This is a genomic window from Yersinia antarctica, assembly GCF_056636475.1.
In genome coordinates this window covers 2,274,786-2,295,053 of record NZ_JBSJQF010000001.1, presented here as the reverse complement: position 1 = coordinate 2,295,053, position 20,268 = coordinate 2,274,786, and the positions used below count along the sequence as shown (strand labels likewise).

The following is a 20,268-nucleotide window of genomic DNA, read 5'->3' as shown; positions in this document are numbered from 1 at the left end:
CGAAAATGCATCAAATGCGACGCGCTTGCCAGTACACACGTTTCCAGTAAACATTTTCCAACGATGAACGGATCACACCTTTACTCGTTGAGGCATGAATAAATTCATCATTAGTATCGTAAATACCGACATGCAGCCCATTTTGTCCACTGCCAGTTTTGAAAAACACCAAGTCGCCAGGCATGAGTTCATCACGAGAGACTTTAGTGCCTAAGGTGGTCTGCGCTGCTGTTGTTCGGGGTAATTGCATATCAAAACGATCACGGAATGTGCGGTAAACAAACCCTGAACAATCAACACCACTTTGATCCAGCCCACCATTACGGTATGGCGTTCCTTCCCATTGACGCAGTTGTTCATTCAGTTTAGCGACTACCACAATAGAATCTGATAAGTGACCACTCGGTGTTGGAGCATGGCTGCTACAACCAGCAAGAATCATACTGACCAAAAAGATCCAGAAACGCATCCGCATCGAGATATCACCAGAGTAAGGCTTAGCCAATCCACCGCACAGCAAGCTATTCGGCGCTATATCTGGCCAGCGAGAGGTACCAGTAGAGCTAATTTAGCTATCGAGTCTGGAAAAAACAAGTTATATGAATGAGATAATAGATTTAATCACTTTTTATGGGTTTGGTATGAATCAGCCATATCCCCAGTAGGATAAACCCCGCCCCTAACGTTTTTAGTAACGTCGCCGACTCATTGAACCAGGGTAGCAATACAGCGGCTAAATAGACCAGCGCATAACTAAGACTCAGTAATGGATAGGCTCGATTGAGTGGCAAATACCTTAAGGCAAAAAACCAGCACAACATGGATACTGCATAGCCGGCTAGCCCGAAAGTTACCGCCATTAATTGTGTCAGATGATGTGCTAAAAACTGACCATCAATATCTGCCAACGATATTAATGGAGTATGCATCATCCCCCACTTCAACATGAGTTGGGCCATGGTCACTAACACCACACTGCCTATTCCCCACAGGTAACCTTTCATAAATGCCAACTAATCAAAAGGATGCCAAACATAATGGCAGCAACACCCAACCAATGGCGAGAAGTTGTCTTTTCTCCATAAAACAACTGCGCGGCCAAGGTCACCAACACAAAGTTAAAGCTTAATAGCGGATAAGCCACACTCAAAGGCAGATGTTGCAATAAACGCAACCACAGCACCATTCCTAAGCCCAGCAATATCACTGCGATAGCAAGCCAACGCAGTGTGGGCGCAAGCCGTTTTTCACCAGATTGCCCCCAACATTGTGCAGCTTGCTTCTGACACAGTTGCCCCGCACAGGTCAATAAACTGACAACTATCAATAGCAAATAATTTGTCATGGTGTCTTTTGGTACCACAAAAGTGCCAAACGATTCATTAAATTAACCTTGTCGGCTACCGGATAATGGGTAGAGATGTCCTCACCGCGAGATAATTGCACAACTAACGACACGTCACCTTGCTGCCTTGCATGAGCCAACCATTCACTAAAATCTTTATTGCTAATGTATTTATCTTTACTGTCAGCATAGTTCAGCCCATAAGACAGCTCGCCCTTTTCGCTGAACATCAGTATATCGCTACGTTTCAGTTGCCAGGCTAACCCTGCCGCTACACCCACACTGTCGGTAAGCACATAGCGGCTGCTGCTCAACGCATCAAAATTATTCTGAATAAAATTTTGCGGCTGTTTGGAATCAATAACCTGTTGAGGAATCAGGTAACCCACCAGCAAAACCAACAATAATGGACAGGCGGCAGCCCAACGCCAATAACGGGCGTTATTATACAATGTAATCAGCCCCACCAACCCCCATCCAGTAAAGGCGACTATCCCCAACACTACTTTCTGCTGCTCTTGTGGCCCATAGGCGACCAAGTGCCCTACCAAATTCAAACCAATAACTAACACCGCCAGCGCGCAAACTAATCCAAAAATAAGATTTATTGCACCATTTATTTTCAGCGCGCGCATACGCATGTTACTGGCGCAATCTGTTGCATATGCCGCCATCAGTAAAGATAGTGGAGCCATACATGGCAAGATATACGTTGGGAGTTTTCCTTTAGCCACACTGAAGAATAACAACGGCATGACGACCCAACTGAGCAAAAAGAACAGCTCTGGTTTTGCCACCCGTTCACGCCACCCTTTAAGTAACGCTCCCGGTAATAACCCCAACCACGGCAATACACCGATGCAAAGAATAGGCAGGTAATACCAAATGGGGGCTTTATGTTGAGCATCTTTTTCAGCGAATCTCTGAATATGTTCAACCCAAAAGAAGTAATGCCAGAAATCGGGTTCACGTTGCGCGATGGCCAATGCCCACGGCAAGCTCAAGATTACCGCACCCAATATCGCTATCGGGCCAAAAATGATGAGTTCTTTTATTCGCTTTTGCTGTATGACAATAGGCAATACCGAAATAACCGGCACGGCCAACGCCAGAAAACCTTTAGTCATAAAGCCCATGCCACAGGCAAGGCCGAGCAAAAGGTAAGCCCCAACCTTCTGCGCCAAAGTTTCGGCCCGCAATGTGAGATAAAAACAGACCATTGAAGCGGTTAGCCATAATGAAATCATCGGGTCCAATACCGCATAGGAGCCGATACTAAATACCAACAACATGGAGAGATAAATTAGTGTCGCCAGTACCGATGTAGAGCGGTTACGCCACAATAAAGTCGCTAACCAATAGACTAATATTGCACTCAGCGCGGTACTAAAAATGGAACCAAATCGGACGGCAAAATTAGTGTCACCAAATATCCACTGGCTAATATTATTAAACCAATATCCAGCGATAGGCTTTTCGAAATAGCGGATCCCCAGAAAATGCGGCACAACCCAATCACCACGTTGCAACATTTCCCGACTAATCTCAGCGTAGCGAGTTTCGTCAGGTTGCCACAGTAAACGACTATTGATTGGCAATAGGTATAGCAAAGCAAAAAACAACGCCAACAGTGCTGCCCCGCCTCCTTTTAACAGTTTCATCCGACATCCTTAATTTTTGTCTGACACCCTAACCAACCCTCTCGGCCAGGAAAGGTGGTACGCTCGACTGTCCCTATCGGCAATAAATCTAAATCATCGGGTAATAACTCTCGAAGCGGGCAAAACTGGATACCTTGTTTTTTGGCCTGGACTAATAATTGCTCAAACATTACTGCCTGAGACATCCCTTCAACTTCAGCATGAATGGTATAAACCGAGACACCTCTATCACGCAAAATAGCTTCAATGATGAAATTATTAAAATCCTCAGCCCGCACTTCACTCCCTACGACTTCATCGTACGTTGGCAACGTAACAGGAATTTGTACACTGCCAAGACTGCCATCAGGTAATAGGGGGCGGAAAGGGTGAGTACCACGACAATCACTGTTATAACGAAAAGCGAACGGTTGCTTGATGGCTAACACCCGCGAGTCTGCACGCCAGCCAGCAGCGGCGGAACAAGTTACTGGCTGCCCAATGCTGTTCTGTAATTCATCCACACCCCATTGAACCTGCTCAGTTAGCTGTTGTGTTGACCACGATGCAACCTTAGCTTGCCAGCCTTGATGATCCCATGCATGCAAACCAACCTCATGCCCTGCTTGTAGCGTGGCTTTCATTAATGAGCCAAGGTCTTTACCGATTTTTTTACCCGGCCAGGCGGTTCCGGCCAGTAAGATATCCCAGCCATAAAGCGAAGCGGCATTAGAACGCAACATCTTCCACAAGAAACGAGGTCGGAAAAGGCGCCACAAGTGACGCCCCATATTATCTGGACCAACACTGAAGAAAAAGCTGGCGCTGATATCATACTGTTCCAATACAGCAAGTAATGATGGCACACCTTCTTTTGTTCCACGGTAGGTATCCACATCAATTCTTAGTCCAACTTGCTTCATAGATAATGCTCATCCTTTTGGGTCTCACCCAGTTCGAGTACAGCACCACGAAGGAAGAAATCCAAGGTTTCGCTGACAGTTTGCTGCAAAGCGATTTCTGGCTGCCAATGTAAAATACGTCGCGCATTCGTGATGCTGGGGGTGCGATATTCGACATCTTGGTAGCCTTTACCATAATAGGCACTGCTTTCGATATCTTTAAAGCCAGCAAATGGTGGGAAGTGACCACGTAATTGATGTTTTTCAAAACTACTCAGCAGCATTTGCGCTAATTCGCGAATACTAGCCTCATTCGTCGGGTTACCAATATTGATTATCTGACCATCACAGCAGCCATCATTGTTCTCAATAATGCGAAATAGCGCTTCAATGCCATCATGAATATCAGTAAAACAGCGTTTTTGCGCGCCGCCATCAACCAGTTGAATAGGAGAGCCTTCAACCAGATTTAATATCAATTGTGTAATGGCGCGGGAACTGCCAATACGAGCAGCGTCAAGGTTATCCAGACGTGGCCCCATCCAGTTAAATGGGCGGAACAATGTGAATCTGAGATTTTCTTTCGCACCATAAGCCCAGATAACGCGATCCAATAATTGTTTGGATACCGAATATATCCAGCGCTGTTTGTTAATTGGCCCAACAATCAGTCGCGAACTGTCCTCGTCAAACTCTTTGTCATCACACATACCATAAACTTCAGAAGTGGATGGGAAGACAATACGTTTATTGTATTTAACGCAATCGCGAACAATCTTTAAATTTTCTTCAAAATCTAATTCGAAAACACGCAGTGGATTGCGGGTATATTCAATTGGCGTCGCAATAGCCACCAGCGGCAAAATGACATCACATTTTTTAATATGATATTCGATCCATTCGGAATGAATACTGATGTCGCCTTCCACGAAATGGAAGAAAGGGTTATCCAAGAAACGACTAATAGCATCAGAACCAATATCCAGACCATAGACTTCGTAACGGTCATCACGCAACAAGCGTTCGGTTAAGTGATTACCAATGAAGCCGTTCACACCAAGGATCAGTACACGGGTACGTCTTTTCAAAGCATTGCTTGGTCTATTAGCTAAACGCACATCCGTGACAATGCCCATTTCTTGGGCTAATCGACTGCCCTGAACATACAAACCAGCGTCTCCCTGACCAGTAACAATCTCCAGCGCACCTTCACCGCAGGCGACAACTAAAGGTGAAATTGAGAGTATGGTGCCGGGTAACTTTCCGTGTGCCATCTTCAGCGGTCGCGCACGCCAGATGATGAGTTTACGCTGTCCAAGATAGCTGAATGCACCGGGATAAGGCTCCGTCACGGCACGAACTAAATTATTGATATCTGATGCTGACTTTTGCCAATTGACCTCTCCATCAGCAGCAGTTCGACGGCCAAAATAGCTGGCATCAGCTTCTTTTTGTGGTGTCAGATGCAGTGAAGAACGCTTCATTTTTGGCAATAAATCACGTAACAACTCTTGCGACGCTTCACGCATTTTTGCATGTAATGTCAATGCAGTATCTGTATCGCTGATGGTAACTTTGTGCTGACCCACAATTGGGCCTGCATCAGCTTTTTTTACCATTTGGTGCAAGGTTACACCTGTTTCGGTCTCCCCATTAACCAGCGCCCAGTTAATCGGAGCACGCCCTCGGTATTTCGGCAACAAGGAGCCGTGTAAATTGAATCCTCCTTGCGGTGCTAACGACAAAATTTCATCACACAGCATATTGCGATAATAGAAAGAGAAAATAATATCCGGCTGTAATTGCTTAATGCGCTCAACCCATAACGGATGATTGGCATCATCCGGTGCAAATACAGGAAGTTCTAAATCAGCAGCAACCCGGGCCACTGAAGAGAAAAAACGATTCTCATTAGGATCGTCAGTATGGGTAAATACTGCCTGAATATCGTAACCAGCTTCTACTAGTGCTTTTAGACCTACACAGCCAATATCATGATAGGCAAATACAATCGCTTTCATTTTTCTACTTCCTGATTATTGTCGGTATGCTCTGCCCCGACCACTTTCTGTATGAAATAACGTGGGCGCGCGCGCACATCGTTATAAATTCGACCGATGTATTCACCGAGTAGCCCCATACCAACGAATTGGGCACCGATGAACATGAACAACACGGCAAAGAGCGTAAAGACACCGCCGCCCGCCCATTCCGGGCCAAATACCAAACGCAAAACCACTAACAGCACAGCAAGAGTAAAACCAGAAAGTGCAATGACACTGCCCACCAGGCTTAACAGACGTAATGGGGTCGTTGTCAGGCAAGTTATCAAGTCATACATAAGATTAATGAGCTTCATCAGGCTGTATTTTGAGTCACCGAATTCGCGCTCAGCATGATGAACTGTAATTTCAGTGGTACGGCGGGCAAAGCTGTTTGCCAGAATGGGAATAAAGGTACTGCGTTCGTGACAGTGTAACATTGCTTCTACGATATGACGGCGGTAGGCTCGTAACATGCAGCCATAGTCACCCATAGATTTACCTGTAGCACGTTGAATCATCAGATTAATCAAACGGGAGGCTGTTTTACGAAACAGCGAATCTTGCCGATTAGCGCGCACAGTCCCGACGACGTCGTAGCCCTCTTCTGCCACACCGACCAGCCGTGGGATTTCCTCCGGCGGGTTTTGCAGATCAGCATCAAGTGTAATGATCAAATCACCACTAACCTGATTGAATCCAGCCATAATGGCTGAATGTTGGCCATAATTACGATTTAGCAAAACTGCGATTATGTGGTTTTCAGGTAGGTTCGCCGCTGTTGTCAAAATTTCAGCAGAACTATCACTACTCCCGTCATCAACCAGAATAATTTCATAAGGTTGGGTGAGTAACTTACAGGCAGCCGACGTCCTCTCTATTAATGCCGGCAAGCTCTCTTGCTCGTTATAAACAGGGATAACTATTGATACTTTTTTGATTTGCTCATTTTGTAACACGGTGCGGCCCTATAATAGTTGCCAATGCATCAACTACCCGGTCAACATCACTGTCTAGCATGTCGGGGAAAAGGGGCAATGTGCATAATCTGGCGGAATTCCATTCGGTATTGGGTAAGTGCAACTGTGGATAGCGTTCGCGATAATACTTTTGAGTATGGGCGGCACGAAAATGCAGACCAGTACCAATTCCTGACTCTTTCAACCGCTCCATCAGTGAGTCGCGACTAATTCCGCAGCGACCTTCATCAACACGCACCATAAACAGATGCCATGCATGGAGATGGGCATAGTCGGGAACCGCCAGGGGTTGCAAGGGGGAATCGTTCAATGCTTTATAGTAGCGGGCAACTAATTCTTGGCGACGAGCATTGATTTCAGGTAAACGCCTGAGTTGCACTACCGCAATCGCTGCGTGAATATCAGATAAGTTATATTTATAACCAGGCACTATAACTTCGGCCTGTGGGCTACGCCCTTGTAGCTGTCGATCAAAGGCATCCACACCCAAGCCATGAAACTTAAGTTGCCGTACTTTGTCGGCTAGCTCATCATCATCAGTGGCAATTAAGCCGCCTTCAGCACAAGTCATGTTTTTAATGGCATGGAAAGAGAAAATAGCGGTGCCCTTCTCGCCAATCCATTGATTACCATAGCGGGTGCCAGCAGCATGGGCCGCATCTTCAATCAATGGGATACCTTGATGCTGAGCAATTAAACGCAAAGCATCAAGATCACAGGGAGCGCCGGCATAATGCACCGGGATAATGGCTTTGGTTTTTGCGGTGATAGCTGCTGCAACATCCGCAGCATTTACCATTAAAGTGTCGCGATCAACATCAATCATTACCGGCTCAGCGCCCAGCAACACAATCATATTAAGAGTAGAAACCCACGTTTGAGACGGGGTAATAACTTCATCCCCTGGGCCAATACCCAAGGCCATCAAGGTGATATGCATTCCCGCAGTGGCCGAACTGACAGCAATAGCATGCTTGCAACCCAATGCCTTACAAAAATCAGTTTCTAACTGTTGATTCTGTGGGCCAGTAGTTATCCAACCTGAGCCTAATACATTTATGACCGCATTAATTTCGTCCGTACCGATTGACGGACGTGAAAATGGCAAAAAATTCTGCATTGAATAATCCCTTAGGACACCAGAGCTGTCGGCAACTATATGCTCACTTAAGTTAACGAAAACTAAACGCCCATCAGATAAACCTGTGGTCTGCTAGGGTCAACTCTAGTCCATTAACCTTAAATAAACCTTAAGATAGCGTTTTTTTGCTGATATATTCAGAAAGGGTATTTCACGAAGAAAGGAATTGTTTTTCATAGTAAAATCAATCAATTAACATAAAACACTGTGGGATATTTCATCGCAATGATTTAATTGATTTCTTCTGTGGAGAAAAAGAAAAATAAGCACCATAACAAATATTAATGCAAATTATAGATGCAGGTTATTAATTTTATACTCCCAATAAAACTTAGTAGCTAAATGTAAGTATCATATGCTTTTTGTAATAATCCAATTCTGGCCATCAAAACTATGTATTTGAAATTCCACTTCGAACACATCAGATAAAATATCTGCCTCCATTACCTGTTTAGCCCCACCCTGTGCAAGCACGTCCCCTTTAGACATTAACCAAACCTGATCAGCCTGTTGCAAGGTGTGGTTAAGGTCATGAGCACTAATGATAGCACTGCGCCCAGCCGCACAAAACTCAGCAAGCAGACTATCAAGTGCCACTTTTTGCGCCACATCAAGCCCGGTATAGGGTTCATCAAGCAATAACAGCTTGCTGTCAGCGTTGATATCCGGCCAAACTTGCAAGAATACTGCCGCGAGCCGAACACGCTGCCACTCGCCGCCTGAAAGTTGCGATAACATTCTTGGCAATTTATCGGTTAATCGTAATTTTTTACAGAGATAACCAATCGTTGTCGCTACAGCATCCAAAGCGGCACCGGCTGGCTGATAGAGAGCCAGATATTGGAAAACCGGCATTAGAGTCAGAGCCGATTGCTGTTGACTTAGATAGGCTCGTGAACGAGCCAAGTCGTGCCCTGCATAGATAGGCAGTGGTTGCCCGGCCAGTAAAATATCACCACGAGCAGGCAACAAGCCTGCCAGAGCGGCCAACAGGGTACTTTTCCCTGCACCATTGGGACCTATCAAATGAATTTGCAACCCAGCAGCCACCTGGGCAGAAAAAGGCGCAAGGCGGGTTTCGACATGGACATTGCTGAGTTGCAAAAGCATCAAAATAAACCTGTTGTCGGTAAATTATTTGGTGGCTAACGCTTGAGTAATTGCACTGATTAGAATCGAATCTTCTGGTGCCATATCGGGAGCAAAACGCTCAAGAACTTCGCCATCACGACTAACCAGGAATTTCTCAAAATTCCACAGAATATCACCCGGTTGCTTTGGCTCACGCCCCTTACTGGCTAACCGTTGATAAAATTCGCTCCCTTCCGGTTTTATTGCAACAGACTTAGCCGCAATCAATTGCTGGTACAAAGGGTGCCGTTGCGGGCCATTGACCTCAATTTTACTAAACATCGGAAATTCAACCCCAAATGTGCCACGGCAGAAAGCTTGGATCTCTTCATCACTGCCAGGCTCCTGCCCCGCAAACTCATTACTCGGAAAACCTAAGACTTCAAAACCTTGCTGATGATATGTTTTATAGAGGTTTTCAAGCCCTTCATACTGCTTAGTCAGACCACACTGAGAAGCCACATTAACCACCAACAGCACTGAGCCTTTATACTTTTCCAGCAGAATAGATTCACTTTCAATGGTTTTAACAGGAATGGAATAAATTGGATTACTCATCAGGAAGGCTCCTTATTCAGCGATGATATACAGATGAACTTACAAGAGTATCAATAGGTGTAAGGCAGATCACTTTACACTTTTCACTCGTGTCAGCAACCAGATAAATAATGGCGAACCCAACGTTGCGGTTACCACACCAATGGGCAGCTCAGCCGAAAATAGAGCGATACGTGCGATAACATCCGCAAACAACAGTATTCCAGCGCCAGCTAGTGCACATCCGCTTAGTAGATGGCGTTGGTCAGTTAAACCGGTCAATCGCAAGATATGGGGAATAACCAGGCCAATAAAGCTGATAACACCAGCCAGAGCAACACTAATACCTACCAGCAATCCTATAGCCAGTACTAATAAATTCCGCCATAAATGGAGTGGGATCCCCAACTGCCTGGCTTGCTGCTCACCCAATGACATAAAGTTGAGCACTCGCCCCTGGCAACAAAGCCATACCACGATCGGCACCAATGCTACGACCAATCCCTGCTGTCGCCAATCTATACCGCTGAATCCCCCCATCATCCAATACATCAACTGGCGTAAATCCAAGCTGGTACTGAAATAAACAGCCCATGTCATCACCGCGCTGCAAACGATCCCCAATGCAACACCAACCAGTAACAGACGAGCGTTAGTCAACAAACGCCGGCGAGCGAAACCTAACAGCAGAACCGTCATAAGTAAGGCTCCAGCAATAGCACAGCCACTTAAAAACCAGATCGGTAATAACCCGTGCCCTAGCAAGACCGCCATAACTAATGCAACACCTGCACCATTCGCCACCCCCAGCAGACCGGGTTCGGCTAATGGATTTTCAAACAATGCCTGCATTACAGCACCCGCAACCGCAAGACTTGCACCAACCATCATTACGGCTAAGGCTCGGGGCAAACGCAACTGCCAGACGAATAATTGCCCGCTTTCACCAAACCACTGAGTGGGCCAAATCCACGCATCTCCAGCACACAAGCTGACTACCAGCGCAAAAAAAAGTATCACCACCAATCCCTTGAGGTAACGGTGATCACGTTGTTGTTGCCGCTGTTGAAGCGCAGTAAATAACTGACTGGTCTGCATTACATCCTCGGTCGCTGCCTCAGGATTAACCTGAAGATGTCTCATAAATATTAGGGGCTGATACCCATAGCTAGGCTACAGATAGTAGGGGGTTAACGCGATAAGGGGAAGTTTTGCATGAAGAATAAGACTTTTTTATGGTAAGAGAACGCAAACTCTGTCGATGATTTTAGCGACAAAGCCTGCATTCATCGGTTACTTACTGTCAACGATGGCCCTTATTTTGCGATGGATAGAGTGGCTGACCATTATGATTATCGTTATTATTTGGCCCGCCTTGCTTAGCACCACTACCCTGTCGGCTATTATTCACTGGCTGGCCGCGTCCATTATTATCACTGCCATTATTGTGCTGTGGCGAATTACCGTAATCGCTGCGTTCATTATGGCGTTGACTACCTTGCTGCCCACGGAACGGGTTATGGCCATCCTGCGGTTGTGGATGTTGCCAACGCCCCCCGTCCCAATAATAGCCACGGTCATTGCGGTCACCAATATGGCCACCACGATGTTCATGCCACCACTGTGGCGGACGCCAATCATAACCATCCCAGTAATAGCCACGGTTGTCCTGATCACCTAGATGTAAGCTGACTCCGGGTATATTGATGTCAAGTGATACGTCTGCCTGTGCAAACGATGGCATTAATGCCAACACCCCAAGTAATAGCAGATATTTTTTCATATACATCCGAATGTATTATTTAACAGTTATTAAATTTATATCAGCGAAAATAAAAACCATCTATCAGACAATCCGCTCTTTTCATTTTCATTTCATCTTGCTTACGCAATACATACAGTTCTTACAAGTCGGACATTTTCATTTACTACCACTCCTAACATATCTTAACGTTTATCTGACAGTGACATTTATTGTATTGAATTATAATCCAAGCATTGCCGGATAATAAAAGATGAGACAAATAAAATGCAACGTATAACGTTAATGACAATAGTACTCTTATTAAGCACTACATTATCAGCTTGCTGTATATTCCCACCGCATGGCGGTGGCGGTGGCGGTGGCGGCCCAAGGATGCATTATGATAACCATCAGTTGCGTTAGATTACATCCTAAAAAATAAGTATAAAACTGGCATTCAATAAGTATAGTCTAATTTATTTAGAATAAAATATTGAGTGCTAACTTAAGTACTTCATGAAAATATAATCTCAGCCAATCTAATTTGGATGCAAAAATTAATTATCACGTAATGATTAATATAGTCTTTACAATTTAATTAATAAAAAATGTTATAGAATGAATGGTGCCACTCCACCGAACATTAGCAGAAACATGACAAATCCTACTCTAGATTAATGCTTTTGCAACGGTTGTAGACTAGACAAACTAAATGCTGAAAATTCCATTTCTAATCAACCCCCACTGGTTTCTGTGACCCCACCTTAAGGCTAAGCTAGAAATACAAATAAAGGGAAATGGCCCCAACCTGCGGTCATGATGTGGGCACTTATAAAATAAAATCGATGTTTCTCAATGAGGTGCAGGCAAGAAAAAGGCCGCTTGCGCGGCCTTTTGTTTGGGGAAATACTTACTCTTTTGGAGTAGCACTCTCTACCCGGCTTTTTAGCTTTTGCCCTGGACGGAAAGTCACCACACGGCGCGCCGTAATAGGAATGTCCTCACCCGTCTTCGGATTACGGCCCGGACGTTGGTTCTTGTCTCGCAGATCAAAATTGCCAAAGCCAGACAGTTTGACCTGTTCGCCATTCTCGAGAGCACGACGTACTTCCTCAAAGAATAACTCAACCAGATCTTTGGCATCACGTTTGCTAAGCCCTAGCTTTTCAAACAGATGTTCTGACATTTCAGCTTTAGTAAGCGCCATAGGTTCAATCCCTCAAGGATGCTTGGAATCGCTGTTTTAACGCCTCTACACATCTTGCAACGGTAGCGGCGATCTCCTCTTCTTCCAGTGTACGTGCGGTATCCTGCAACACCAGACTAATAGCCAGACTCTTATAGCCCTCTGCTACGCCCTTGCCACGGTACACATCAAACAAGTTTACGCCAACTACCTGATTTGCGCCAACTTTCTTACACTCCGCCAAAATATCTTCTGCGGGGACGTTTTCGGCCACCACAACGGCGATGTCACGACGGTTTGCTGGGAAGCGTGAAATCTCGCTGGCCTGAGGCACAGCGCGGTCTGCGAGCTTGTTCCACTGCACTTCGAACACCACAGTCCGACCATTTAGACTCAGCTTACGCTCCAACTCAGGGTGAACTACACCAATGAAACCAATGTGTTCCCCTGCTAAATAAATTGCAGCACTCTGCCCTGGATGCAGTGCAGGATGTGCTTGTGCACGGAACTGAACATCAGATAATTTGCCGGTAAGTTCCAGAATTGCTTCCAGATCACCTTTCAAATCATAGAAGTCGATTGGCTGACGCGCCAGATCCCAATGCTCTTCAAAACGGTGGCCAGCAATGACACCGGCTAGCATTACATCCTGTCTAACCCCGAGATCTGCTGTATTATCAGGTACAAAGCGTAACCCACTTTCAAATAAACGCAAGCGAGATTGCTGGCGATTCTGGTTATAAACCACTGCTGACAGTAAACCTGTCAACAATGATAAGCGCATCGCAGACATCTCAATCGAGATAGGGCTTGGCAAAATTAATGCGTCTTGCTGTGGGTGCAGAAGTGCTTGTACTTTCGGGTCAACAAAACTGTAAGTAATTGCTTCCTGATAGCCGCGATCGACTAAAGCGGTTTTTACACGCTTCAATGATAAATCAGCTTCGCGGTGTTTGGTCATCACCAAATCAGCTTTGATAGGCACATCCGGGATATTGTTATAACCGTAGATGCGGGCAACTTCCTCCACCAGATCTTCTTCGATTTCCATATCGAAACGCCAGCTTGGCGCCACTGCCCGCCAATCAGAACCGAGTTCAGTCACCTGACAACCGAGCCGGCGCAGAATGTCACTCACCTGCTGTGAAGGGACATGATGACCAATCAACCGATCCAATTTCTCACGGTGTAGCGTGATGGTGGCGCATTTTGGTAATTCTGCGGTCGCGGTCACGTCTATTACCGGCCCCGCTTCACCACCACAGATATCAATGAGCAGACGTGTCGCACGCTCAATCGCTTTATGCTGTAACGCAGGGTCGACACCACGCTCATAGCGATGAGATGCATCGGTATGCAAACCGTGGCGACGCGCACGACCAGTAATTGCTAATGGATTGAAGAAAGCGGATTCCAGCAAGACATTGCGGGTTTCTTCGTTAACACCTGAATGTTCACCACCAAAGATACCGGCCATCGCCAACGGCTTATGCTGATCAGCAATGACCAGCGTATCTGCATTCAATTTGGCTTTTGTGCCATCCAGCAGTGTTAATTCTTCACCTTCAGCCGCCAGGCGAACAATAATCCCGCCTTCAATACGGTCCAGGTCAAACGCATGCATTGGCTGGCCTAACTCCAGCAACACAAAGTTAGTAACGTCTACCACCGGATCAATCGAACGAATACCACAGCGGCGCAGTTTCTCTCGCATCCACAATGGTGTCGCAGCCTTAACGTTAATCCCTTTAACTACTCGGCCCAGATAGCGCGGACAAGCCTGCGGAGCTTCTACATGGATTGGGAATGTATCCGTAATGGAAGCCGCAACAGGACTCATATCCGGTTCGATTAATGGCAATTGATTCACAACCGCCACATCGCGCGCGACACCAATAATGCCCAAGCAATCGGCACGGTTTGGTGTCACACTGATTTCAATGGTTTTATCGTCCAGATACAGATATTCACGCAGATCGACACCAATAGGCGCATCAGCAGGCAGTTCAATAATACCGTCACTATCTTCTGAAATAGCCAGCTCAGAGAAAGAACACAGCATGCCTTCTGATGGTTCACCACGCAGTTTGGCCGCTTTGATTTTGAAATCGCCCGGCAGCACAGCACCAACAGTCGCAACAGCGACTTTCAAGCCCTGACGACAGTTCGGTGCACCACACACGATATCCAATAAGCGGTCACCGCCTACATCAATTTTGGTCACCCGCAGTTTATCGGCGTTGGGATGTTGGCCACATTCGACAACATGACCGACAACGACACCATTGAATTCGCCCGCAACCGCATCTACACCATCAACTTCTAAACCGGCCATAGTGATTTGATGGGCCAGGTCATCACTACTAATGGCTGGGTTTACCCATTCGCGTAACCAAAGTTCACTGAATTTCATGAGATATTCCCGCCTTACTTAAACTGTTTGAGGAAACGCAGATCATTTTCGAAGAATGCCCGCAAATCGGTGACGCCGTAACGCAACATAGTTAAGCGTTCCATCCCCATACCGAATGCAAAACCTGAATAAATATCAGGATCAATACCGACGTTTCGCAATACATTTGGATGCACCATGCCGCAACCAAGCACTTCAAGCCATTTACCATTTTTACCCATCACATCCACTTCAGCGGACGGTTCGGTAAACGGAAAATAGGAAGGGCGGAAACGAATTTGCAAATCTTCTTCGAAGAAATTACGCAAGAAGTCATGCAAGGTGCCTTTCAAATTGGTGAAACTGATATCACGGTCAACAATCAGCCCTTCCATTTGATGGAACATTGGAGTGTGCGTTTGGTCGTAATCATTACGATACACACGGCCCGGCACAATAATTCGAATAGGTGGCTGCTGGGTTTTCATGGTGCGAATTTGCACGCCCGAGGTTTGGGTGCGCAGCAATCGGGTAGCATCAAACCAGAAGGTGTCGTGGTCAGCACGCGCTGGGTGATGAGCCGGAATATTCAATGCATCAAAGTTATGATAGTCATCTTCAATTTCCGGGCCAGACTCAACGGAAAAGCCCAACTCACCAAAGAACGTTTCGATACGATCGATAGTGCGGGTAACCGGATGCAACCCACCATTTTCCATACGGCGCCCCGGTAGAGAGACATCAATGGTTTCGGCTGCCAATCGGGCATTCATGACCGCTGATTCCAGCTTGTCCTTACGTGCATTAAGCGCTTCTTGTACTTCCTGCTTGGCCTGATTAATAACGGCCCCCGCTGCCGGGCGCTCTTCAGCTGGCAGCTCGCGCAGTGATGTCATTTGAAGGGTCAAATGGCCTTTTTTACCTAGATATTCGACGCGTACCAAATCCAACGCGGCAACATCTTGGGCATCTTCTACGGCTGCTTTAGCTTTGGCAACCAGCTCTGCGAGATGTGGCATTGTTCTCTCTTCCTCTGGCCAGTATGGCCCGCTTGTAGTTATATCCTTTGTTCTTGAAGCTGCTGGGTTGTTAGCTACGCTCACTCACCCGAATCACTTACCTATGTAAGCTCATCGGGATTTACTCGCTTGCTGCCTACCAGCAACTCCAATAACGTTGGATATAGATAATGAGTTAAAATCCGATAAGTAAACTAAACTTTTCATACAAAATCAATAAGGTACCACATCCGCGATACCCTTACTCCAGTCGCCATAAATGCTATAGCCCCATTCCCGAACGAAACGCAACAAACCATCATGCGTTATGCAGCGAGTAGATACTCTAAAAATACCTCATTCGGTGAGCTGTATTCCAGAGATTTGCGCCCCCGAGTGTTGAGGATGTGCTCCAGTCTCGCAATATCTTCATCGCTGACGCCATTAAAATCGGTTCCTTTCGGATAAAACCGCCGTATCAGACCGTTGGTATGCTCATTCAACCCCCGCTCCCAGGAATGATAAGGCCGGGCAAAGTAAACCTTTGCGCCCGTTACCTGAGTGATGTCCTTATGTTTCGCAAACTCGGGTCCGTTATCTGCCGTCAGGGTTTTAAACTCACAGAAAGTATTCGCCACGATGTCCCTGAACGCTTCCACGACGCTCTCAGCGCACTTATTGGGGAGTTTACGGATAATGACCTGCTTTGTGGCTTTGTCCACGACCGTCAGCAGGAATGACTTCTGGTCTTTGCCAAAAATCGTATCGATTTCAACATGCCCGGGAACCTGTTTGAGTTCAGCCTCAGCAGGCCTGTGCTCAATGCCAACCCTGTCCGGGATGGGCGTGCGTCCGGGCTCACCCGTATCATAGCGATAGCGTTTACCCCGGTGAGGGAGCTGAAGGTAAAGCTTACCGCCAGCCTGTCTGTCCGAACGGATATAGCGGTAGAGGGTATTTTTGCTGACGGCGATATCAAACTGGATTTTCAGTCTCCCAGAGATAACCTCAGGGGAGGTATGTACAGCCAGCGCCTGCCGGAGAAAGTCTTGTGTCTGCTGGCCCAGAGGGAAACAGGCATTGTGTGCCGAGGTGGCGCCCCGCCGTTGTCTGGCTAAGGCATCAGCGCGTCTGGAGGAGTAAAGTCCGTTGAAAGCGGGGTCCGTATTACGCCTGAGCTCCCGGCTCAGGGTAGAGCGAGAGACATCCAGTTCTCTGGCAATGCAGGACTGATTAACGCCTTCAGCTTTTCGTTTTTCGATGTAAAAGCGCTCATGCTGAGTCAAATGTTTTCCCTTCATGCAACAGGGTCTCCGACAGGGTCAATACGGCTATTTTATCCGTACCTGACCGGTGGGTCACTTTGTTGCATTTCGTTTGGGAATTGGCGGTGGCGCCCCGCCGTTGTCTGGCTAAGGCATCAGCGCGTCTGGAGGAGTAAAGTCCGTTGAAGGCGGGGTCCGTATTACGTCTGAGCTCCCGGCTCAGGGTAGAGCGAGAGACGCCGAGCTCTCTGGCAATGCAGGACTGATTAACGCCTTCAGCTTTTCGTTTTTCGATGTAAAAGCGCTCATGCTGAGTCAAATGTTTTCCCTTCATGCAACAGGGTCTCCGACAGGGTCAATACGGCTATTTTATCCGTACCTGACCGGTGGGTCACTTTGTTGCATTTCGTTTGGGAATTGGCGCTAGAGTTATTCCAATCCAATAAAAACAATAAAAATCAAAGATATTGCCATCAGGGAAGGTCGCCGAGGGTAGCGATACAACCGGCTAATAGTCTAGATAGTTTTATACCATCGTATGAATGTACTCAATAAGTCTATTTAATACACTTGAATGTGAGCGTGATTTATAAAAATATAACTTATTCTCACTTTCAAAACTGGCTAAATTTATAAAATCCAGTTTAGAATCACCATTAAAATCATCCATTATTGAATCTGTAATACATATATAGCGACCAGAGTAAATAAAGTTTAGGCAGCAAGCCAGGTTATCCACCTGCCTAACACTAACTTTATCATGTTGTTTTTTAACTGATTCTTCAAGATTCCTAACAAAGTCACTTCTATATAGTGTCGGGTTGCACAACCAAACATTCTTGTGGAGAATATTTATAATATCTTGACTTTCATTTATTATATCTTTGCGTCCATAGATACCGAAACCACTGTCTGGCACTTCGTTTAACAACGTAAATCTTTCGCTAGAGATTTTTTCTGATGACAGGATAAGTGAATTTCCATCATAGTCTCCAATTTCATCAATATTTTCATAGTAAAATTTAATTATATTAGCTTGAATGTTATTCTTTTCTGCCTCCCGATAGAGTTTTGTCAAGTTCTCACTTTTACCCCAATCGTAGTAAATATTGATGACATTCGATACGTGCCCAGTAAGGTGTTTTTTTGTGATTTCTTTTTCTTGCTGATATAAATCTTTTAGATCATTATATAAAATCTCACCATCCCTTGTTAAACTCATACCAAATTTCTCTCTTTTAAAAAGTTTTTTCCCTATTATATTTTCAAAGTCTTTGATCGACTTTGCTACCGGAGGTGTAGTCCTGTTCATCACCCTTGCGGCCTTACTCAGCGAGCCATTTTCGACTACGGCCATAAAAGCCTCTAGCTTTCGAGATAGAAACATAATTCACTAATCCTTTGCGTAAAAATTTATCAGAAAAAATGACAGGCATGTCAACATGCACAAGGCTAGCTGTAGATAACATTCAACATTAAATAAGTTTATTATATAAATTGCATTTAAAATAATTGAAAGGTAAATTATAAAAATTTATTACTGCGTAGAAATTAATACTTTGATGTCGTTTTTTACGAAAAAACTGTAAGACTCTGTCTATTAGCATCTCAACATTACACATATTTCTAACAGACAACCATTCGTAGTTCTATGATATTTAATAACTATTTTTTATCCACCCCGTTACAAAATCAGTTAACATACGTAGCTGGAATCGGATAGCTCTGGTAGTTAAAATGAATAACTCCATTGCAAAGAATAAAAAAACGATATTTTCACCCTTTAACTTTCAAGGTGGTTACACCGCTAATAACCCTGCACTACATTCACAAAAAATATATAATTTTAATTTATAATTGATATTTACAAATACAAAACCACCGTTCACGTTTTATTTTAATAGTGGTCACTTCCAGATAATTAATTTAAAGCATAAATAGATATCTGAATGGCGACTTAAATTTTAATAGCTATAAATGGCAAATAGAATTACCAACTAAATTCATTGGTATTATTTTATTTCACTTTCGTTATCAATCGGTATTATCCAATTTCTTTATTCTTTACCTGTGCGTTACATTTTTATTCAGTATCTGCTAATATCTGAAATCATTTTTATCGAATAAACGGTGCTAACCATGAAGTTTGTCTCTTTTAATATCAATGGCCTACGTGCTCGACCACATCAACTAGCGGCGATAATCGAGCAACATCAACCAGAGGTTATCGGCCTTCAGGAAACGAAAGTACATGATGATATGTTTCCCCTTGAGGATGTCAGTCAGCATGGTTACCACGTTTTTTATCATGGGCAAAAAGGTCATTATGGTGTGGCGCTGTTAACCAAAAATGAACCATTGGCTGTTCGTCGTGGCTTCCCTACTGATGAAGAAGATGCTCAACGTCGTATTATAATGGCTGATATTGCAACGCCAAATGGTCCTCTCACTGTTATTAATGGCTATTTCCCCCAAGGAGAAAGCCGTGATCACCCCATAAAATTCCCAGCAAAAGAGCGTTTTTATGCTGACTTACAACAATATCTGGAACAACAACTTTCAGCAGATGCTCAGGTACTGATTATGGGGGATTTAAATATTAGTCCAACTGACCTGGATATTGGTATTGGCGAAGAGAGCCGTAAACGTTGGCTGCGCACAGGTAAGTGTTCATTTCTGCCTGAAGAGCGTGCCTGGCTGGAGCGTTTACAAAACTGGGGGCTGGTTGATACATTCCGTGCAGCTAATCCTGAGTGTAACAATCAATTTTCGTGGTTTGATTATCGCTCCCGTGGTTTTGATGAGAATAGAGGCCTGCGTATAGATTTATTGTTGGCAAGTCAGCCACTGGCTACCCGCTGCGTTGCGACAGGAATTGATTATGCAATTCGCGGCATGGAAAAACCCTCAGACCACGCGCCAGTATGGTCTGAATTCGCGCTCTGATGACATAAGTGGAGGCCCT

Annotated in this window: 19 protein-coding genes; 1 reads left to right on the top strand and 18 read right to left on the bottom strand. The window is 45.3% G+C overall.

Translation table 11 applies throughout. The features are described 5' to 3' along the window. Positions 1-10 precede the first annotated feature (10 nt). From ACWJJO_RS10580 to ACWJJO_RS10495, 18 genes are all read right to left on the bottom strand, one after another. Positions 11-475, bottom strand: a complete 465-nt coding sequence (locus tag ACWJJO_RS10580; RefSeq protein WP_083158708.1) for an NlpC/P60 family protein — start codon at positions 473-475, stop codon at positions 11-13. 142 nt (positions 476-617) lie between these two features. Then, a complete protein-coding gene (arnF, locus tag ACWJJO_RS10575; RefSeq protein ID WP_420073409.1) occupies positions 618-1,004 on the bottom strand; it encodes a 4-amino-4-deoxy-L-arabinose-phosphoundecaprenol flippase subunit ArnF in 387 nt (128 codons plus the stop codon). Continuing rightward, entirely contained in the window at positions 1,001-1,345 is a 345-nt protein-coding gene (gene arnE, locus ACWJJO_RS10570; protein ID WP_083158706.1) for a 4-amino-4-deoxy-L-arabinose-phosphoundecaprenol flippase subunit ArnE, read from the bottom strand. The genes arnF and arnE overlap by 4 nt, the downstream gene beginning before the upstream one ends. After that, the gene (arnT, locus tag ACWJJO_RS10565) at positions 1,342-3,006 is read right to left on the bottom strand and encodes a lipid IV(A) 4-amino-4-deoxy-L-arabinosyltransferase (RefSeq protein ID WP_102970401.1); all 1,665 of its coding nucleotides are present in this window, start codon (positions 3,004-3,006) and stop codon (positions 1,342-1,344) included. The genes arnE and arnT overlap by 4 nt, the downstream gene beginning before the upstream one ends. Further along, the gene (arnD, locus tag ACWJJO_RS10560; protein WP_083158705.1) at positions 3,003-3,908 is read right to left on the bottom strand and encodes a 4-deoxy-4-formamido-L-arabinose-phosphoundecaprenol deformylase; all 906 of its coding nucleotides are present in this window, start codon (positions 3,906-3,908) and stop codon (positions 3,003-3,005) included. Before arnD ends, arnT begins: the two co-directional genes overlap by 4 nt. Beyond that, a complete protein-coding gene (gene arnA, locus ACWJJO_RS10555; RefSeq protein ID WP_083158704.1) occupies positions 3,905-5,908 on the bottom strand; it encodes a bifunctional UDP-4-amino-4-deoxy-L-arabinose formyltransferase/UDP-glucuronic acid oxidase ArnA in 2,004 nt (667 codons plus the stop codon). Before arnA ends, arnD begins: the two co-directional genes overlap by 4 nt. Next, the gene (gene arnC, locus ACWJJO_RS10550; protein WP_083158703.1) at positions 5,905-6,888 is read right to left on the bottom strand and encodes an undecaprenyl-phosphate 4-deoxy-4-formamido-L-arabinose transferase; all 984 of its coding nucleotides are present in this window, start codon (positions 6,886-6,888) and stop codon (positions 5,905-5,907) included. Before arnC ends, arnA begins: the two co-directional genes overlap by 4 nt. After that, entirely contained in the window at positions 6,875-8,029 is a 1,155-nt protein-coding gene (arnB, locus tag ACWJJO_RS10545) for a UDP-4-amino-4-deoxy-L-arabinose aminotransferase (protein WP_083158702.1), read from the bottom strand. Before arnB ends, arnC begins: the two co-directional genes overlap by 14 nt. Positions 8,030-8,401: 372 nt before the next feature. Then, positions 8,402-9,160, bottom strand: coding sequence for a vitamin B12 ABC transporter ATP-binding protein BtuD (gene btuD / locus ACWJJO_RS10540; protein WP_481091003.1), 759 nt, complete (start codon positions 9,158-9,160; stop codon positions 8,402-8,404). A gap of 24 nt (positions 9,161-9,184) precedes the next feature. Beyond that, positions 9,185-9,739, bottom strand: coding sequence for a glutathione peroxidase (locus tag ACWJJO_RS10535; RefSeq protein ID WP_083158700.1), 555 nt, complete (start codon positions 9,737-9,739; stop codon positions 9,185-9,187). A gap of 69 nt (positions 9,740-9,808) precedes the next feature. Next, positions 9,809-10,816: a vitamin B12 ABC transporter permease BtuC gene (gene btuC, locus ACWJJO_RS10530; RefSeq protein ID WP_083158699.1), complete on the bottom strand. Its 1,008-nt coding sequence runs from the start codon at positions 10,814-10,816 to the stop codon at positions 9,809-9,811. A 205-nt stretch (positions 10,817-11,021) separates the two neighbouring features. Further along, positions 11,022-11,501 (bottom strand): DUF2502 domain-containing protein, encoded by a 480-nt coding sequence (locus ACWJJO_RS10525; RefSeq protein ID WP_420073407.1) that lies wholly within the window; start codon positions 11,499-11,501, stop codon positions 11,022-11,024. Between the two features lie 871 nt (positions 11,502-12,372). After that, positions 12,373-12,669, bottom strand: coding sequence for an integration host factor subunit alpha (gene ihfA, locus ACWJJO_RS10520; protein ID WP_002211830.1), 297 nt, complete (start codon positions 12,667-12,669; stop codon positions 12,373-12,375). A gap of 4 nt (positions 12,670-12,673) precedes the next feature. Then, the gene (gene pheT, locus ACWJJO_RS10515) at positions 12,674-15,061 is read right to left on the bottom strand and encodes a phenylalanine--tRNA ligase subunit beta (RefSeq protein ID WP_442847798.1); all 2,388 of its coding nucleotides are present in this window, start codon (positions 15,059-15,061) and stop codon (positions 12,674-12,676) included. 14 nt (positions 15,062-15,075) lie between these two features. After that, positions 15,076-16,059, bottom strand: a complete 984-nt coding sequence (pheS, locus tag ACWJJO_RS10510) for a phenylalanine--tRNA ligase subunit alpha (RefSeq protein WP_083158696.1) — start codon at positions 16,057-16,059, stop codon at positions 15,076-15,078. A gap of 305 nt (positions 16,060-16,364) precedes the next feature. Further along, a complete protein-coding gene (locus ACWJJO_RS10505; RefSeq protein ID WP_481091001.1) occupies positions 16,365-17,339 on the bottom strand; it encodes an IS30 family transposase in 975 nt (324 codons plus the stop codon). Next, positions 17,311-17,637, bottom strand: a complete 327-nt coding sequence (locus ACWJJO_RS10500; RefSeq protein ID WP_481091002.1) for a helix-turn-helix domain-containing protein — start codon at positions 17,635-17,637, stop codon at positions 17,311-17,313. The genes ACWJJO_RS10505 and ACWJJO_RS10500 overlap by 29 nt, the downstream gene beginning before the upstream one ends. Before the next feature lie 192 nt (positions 17,638-17,829). Continuing rightward, a complete protein-coding gene (locus tag ACWJJO_RS10495; protein WP_372569139.1) occupies positions 17,830-18,690 on the bottom strand; it encodes a LysR family transcriptional regulator in 861 nt (286 codons plus the stop codon). Positions 18,691-19,442: 752 nt separating this feature from the next. Here ACWJJO_RS10495 and xthA point away from each other — a divergent pair. Continuing rightward, positions 19,443-20,249 (top strand): exodeoxyribonuclease III, encoded by an 807-nt coding sequence (xthA, locus tag ACWJJO_RS10490; protein ID WP_083158959.1) that lies wholly within the window; start codon positions 19,443-19,445, stop codon positions 20,247-20,249. Positions 20,250-20,268 lie beyond the last annotated feature (19 nt).

What these genes read in the sequence shown, in the direction of transcription:
- ACWJJO_RS10505 (WP_481091001.1), bottom strand. Translation starts at nt 17,339, where the DNA reads ATGAAGGGAAAACATTTGACTCAGCATGAGCGCTTTTACATCGAAAAA.
- ACWJJO_RS10525 (WP_420073407.1), bottom strand. Translation starts at nt 11,501, where the DNA reads ATGAAAAAATATCTGCTATTACTTGGGGTGTTGGCATTAATGCCATCG.
- arnF (WP_420073409.1), bottom strand. Translation starts at nt 1,004, where the DNA reads ATGAAAGGTTACCTGTGGGGAATAGGCAGTGTGGTGTTAGTGACCATG.
- pheS (WP_083158696.1), bottom strand. Translation starts at nt 16,059, where the DNA reads ATGCCACATCTCGCAGAGCTGGTTGCCAAAGCTAAAGCAGCCGTAGAA.
- ACWJJO_RS10580 (WP_083158708.1), bottom strand. Translation starts at nt 475, where the DNA reads ATGCGGATGCGTTTCTGGATCTTTTTGGTCAGTATGATTCTTGCTGGT.
- ACWJJO_RS10535 (WP_083158700.1), bottom strand. Translation starts at nt 9,739, where the DNA reads ATGAGTAATCCAATTTATTCCATTCCTGTTAAAACCATTGAAAGTGAA.
- ACWJJO_RS10495 (WP_372569139.1), bottom strand. Translation starts at nt 18,690, where the DNA reads ATGTTTCTATCTCGAAAGCTAGAGGCTTTTATGGCCGTAGTCGAAAAT.
- arnA (WP_083158704.1), bottom strand. Translation starts at nt 5,908, where the DNA reads ATGAAAGCGATTGTATTTGCCTATCATGATATTGGCTGTGTAGGTCTA.
- btuD (WP_481091003.1), bottom strand. Translation starts at nt 9,160, where the DNA reads ATGCTTTTGCAACTCAGCAATGTCCATGTCGAAACCCGCCTTGCGCCT.
- pheT (WP_442847798.1), bottom strand. Translation starts at nt 15,061, where the DNA reads ATGAAATTCAGTGAACTTTGGTTACGCGAATGGGTAAACCCAGCCATT.
- ihfA (WP_002211830.1), bottom strand. Translation starts at nt 12,669, where the DNA reads ATGGCGCTTACTAAAGCTGAAATGTCAGAACATCTGTTTGAAAAGCTA.
- btuC (WP_083158699.1), bottom strand. Translation starts at nt 10,816, where the DNA reads ATGCAGACCAGTCAGTTATTTACTGCGCTTCAACAGCGGCAACAACAA.
- arnD (WP_083158705.1), bottom strand. Translation starts at nt 3,908, where the DNA reads ATGAAGCAAGTTGGACTAAGAATTGATGTGGATACCTACCGTGGAACA.
- xthA (WP_083158959.1), top strand. Translation starts at nt 19,443, where the DNA reads ATGAAGTTTGTCTCTTTTAATATCAATGGCCTACGTGCTCGACCACAT.
- arnE (WP_083158706.1), bottom strand. Translation starts at nt 1,345, where the DNA reads ATGACAAATTATTTGCTATTGATAGTTGTCAGTTTATTGACCTGTGCG.
- arnB (WP_083158702.1), bottom strand. Translation starts at nt 8,029, where the DNA reads ATGCAGAATTTTTTGCCATTTTCACGTCCGTCAATCGGTACGGACGAA.
- ACWJJO_RS10500 (WP_481091002.1), bottom strand. Translation starts at nt 17,637, where the DNA reads ATGAAGGGAAAACATTTGACTCAGCATGAGCGCTTTTACATCGAAAAA.
- arnT (WP_102970401.1), bottom strand. Translation starts at nt 3,006, where the DNA reads ATGAAACTGTTAAAAGGAGGCGGGGCAGCACTGTTGGCGTTGTTTTTT.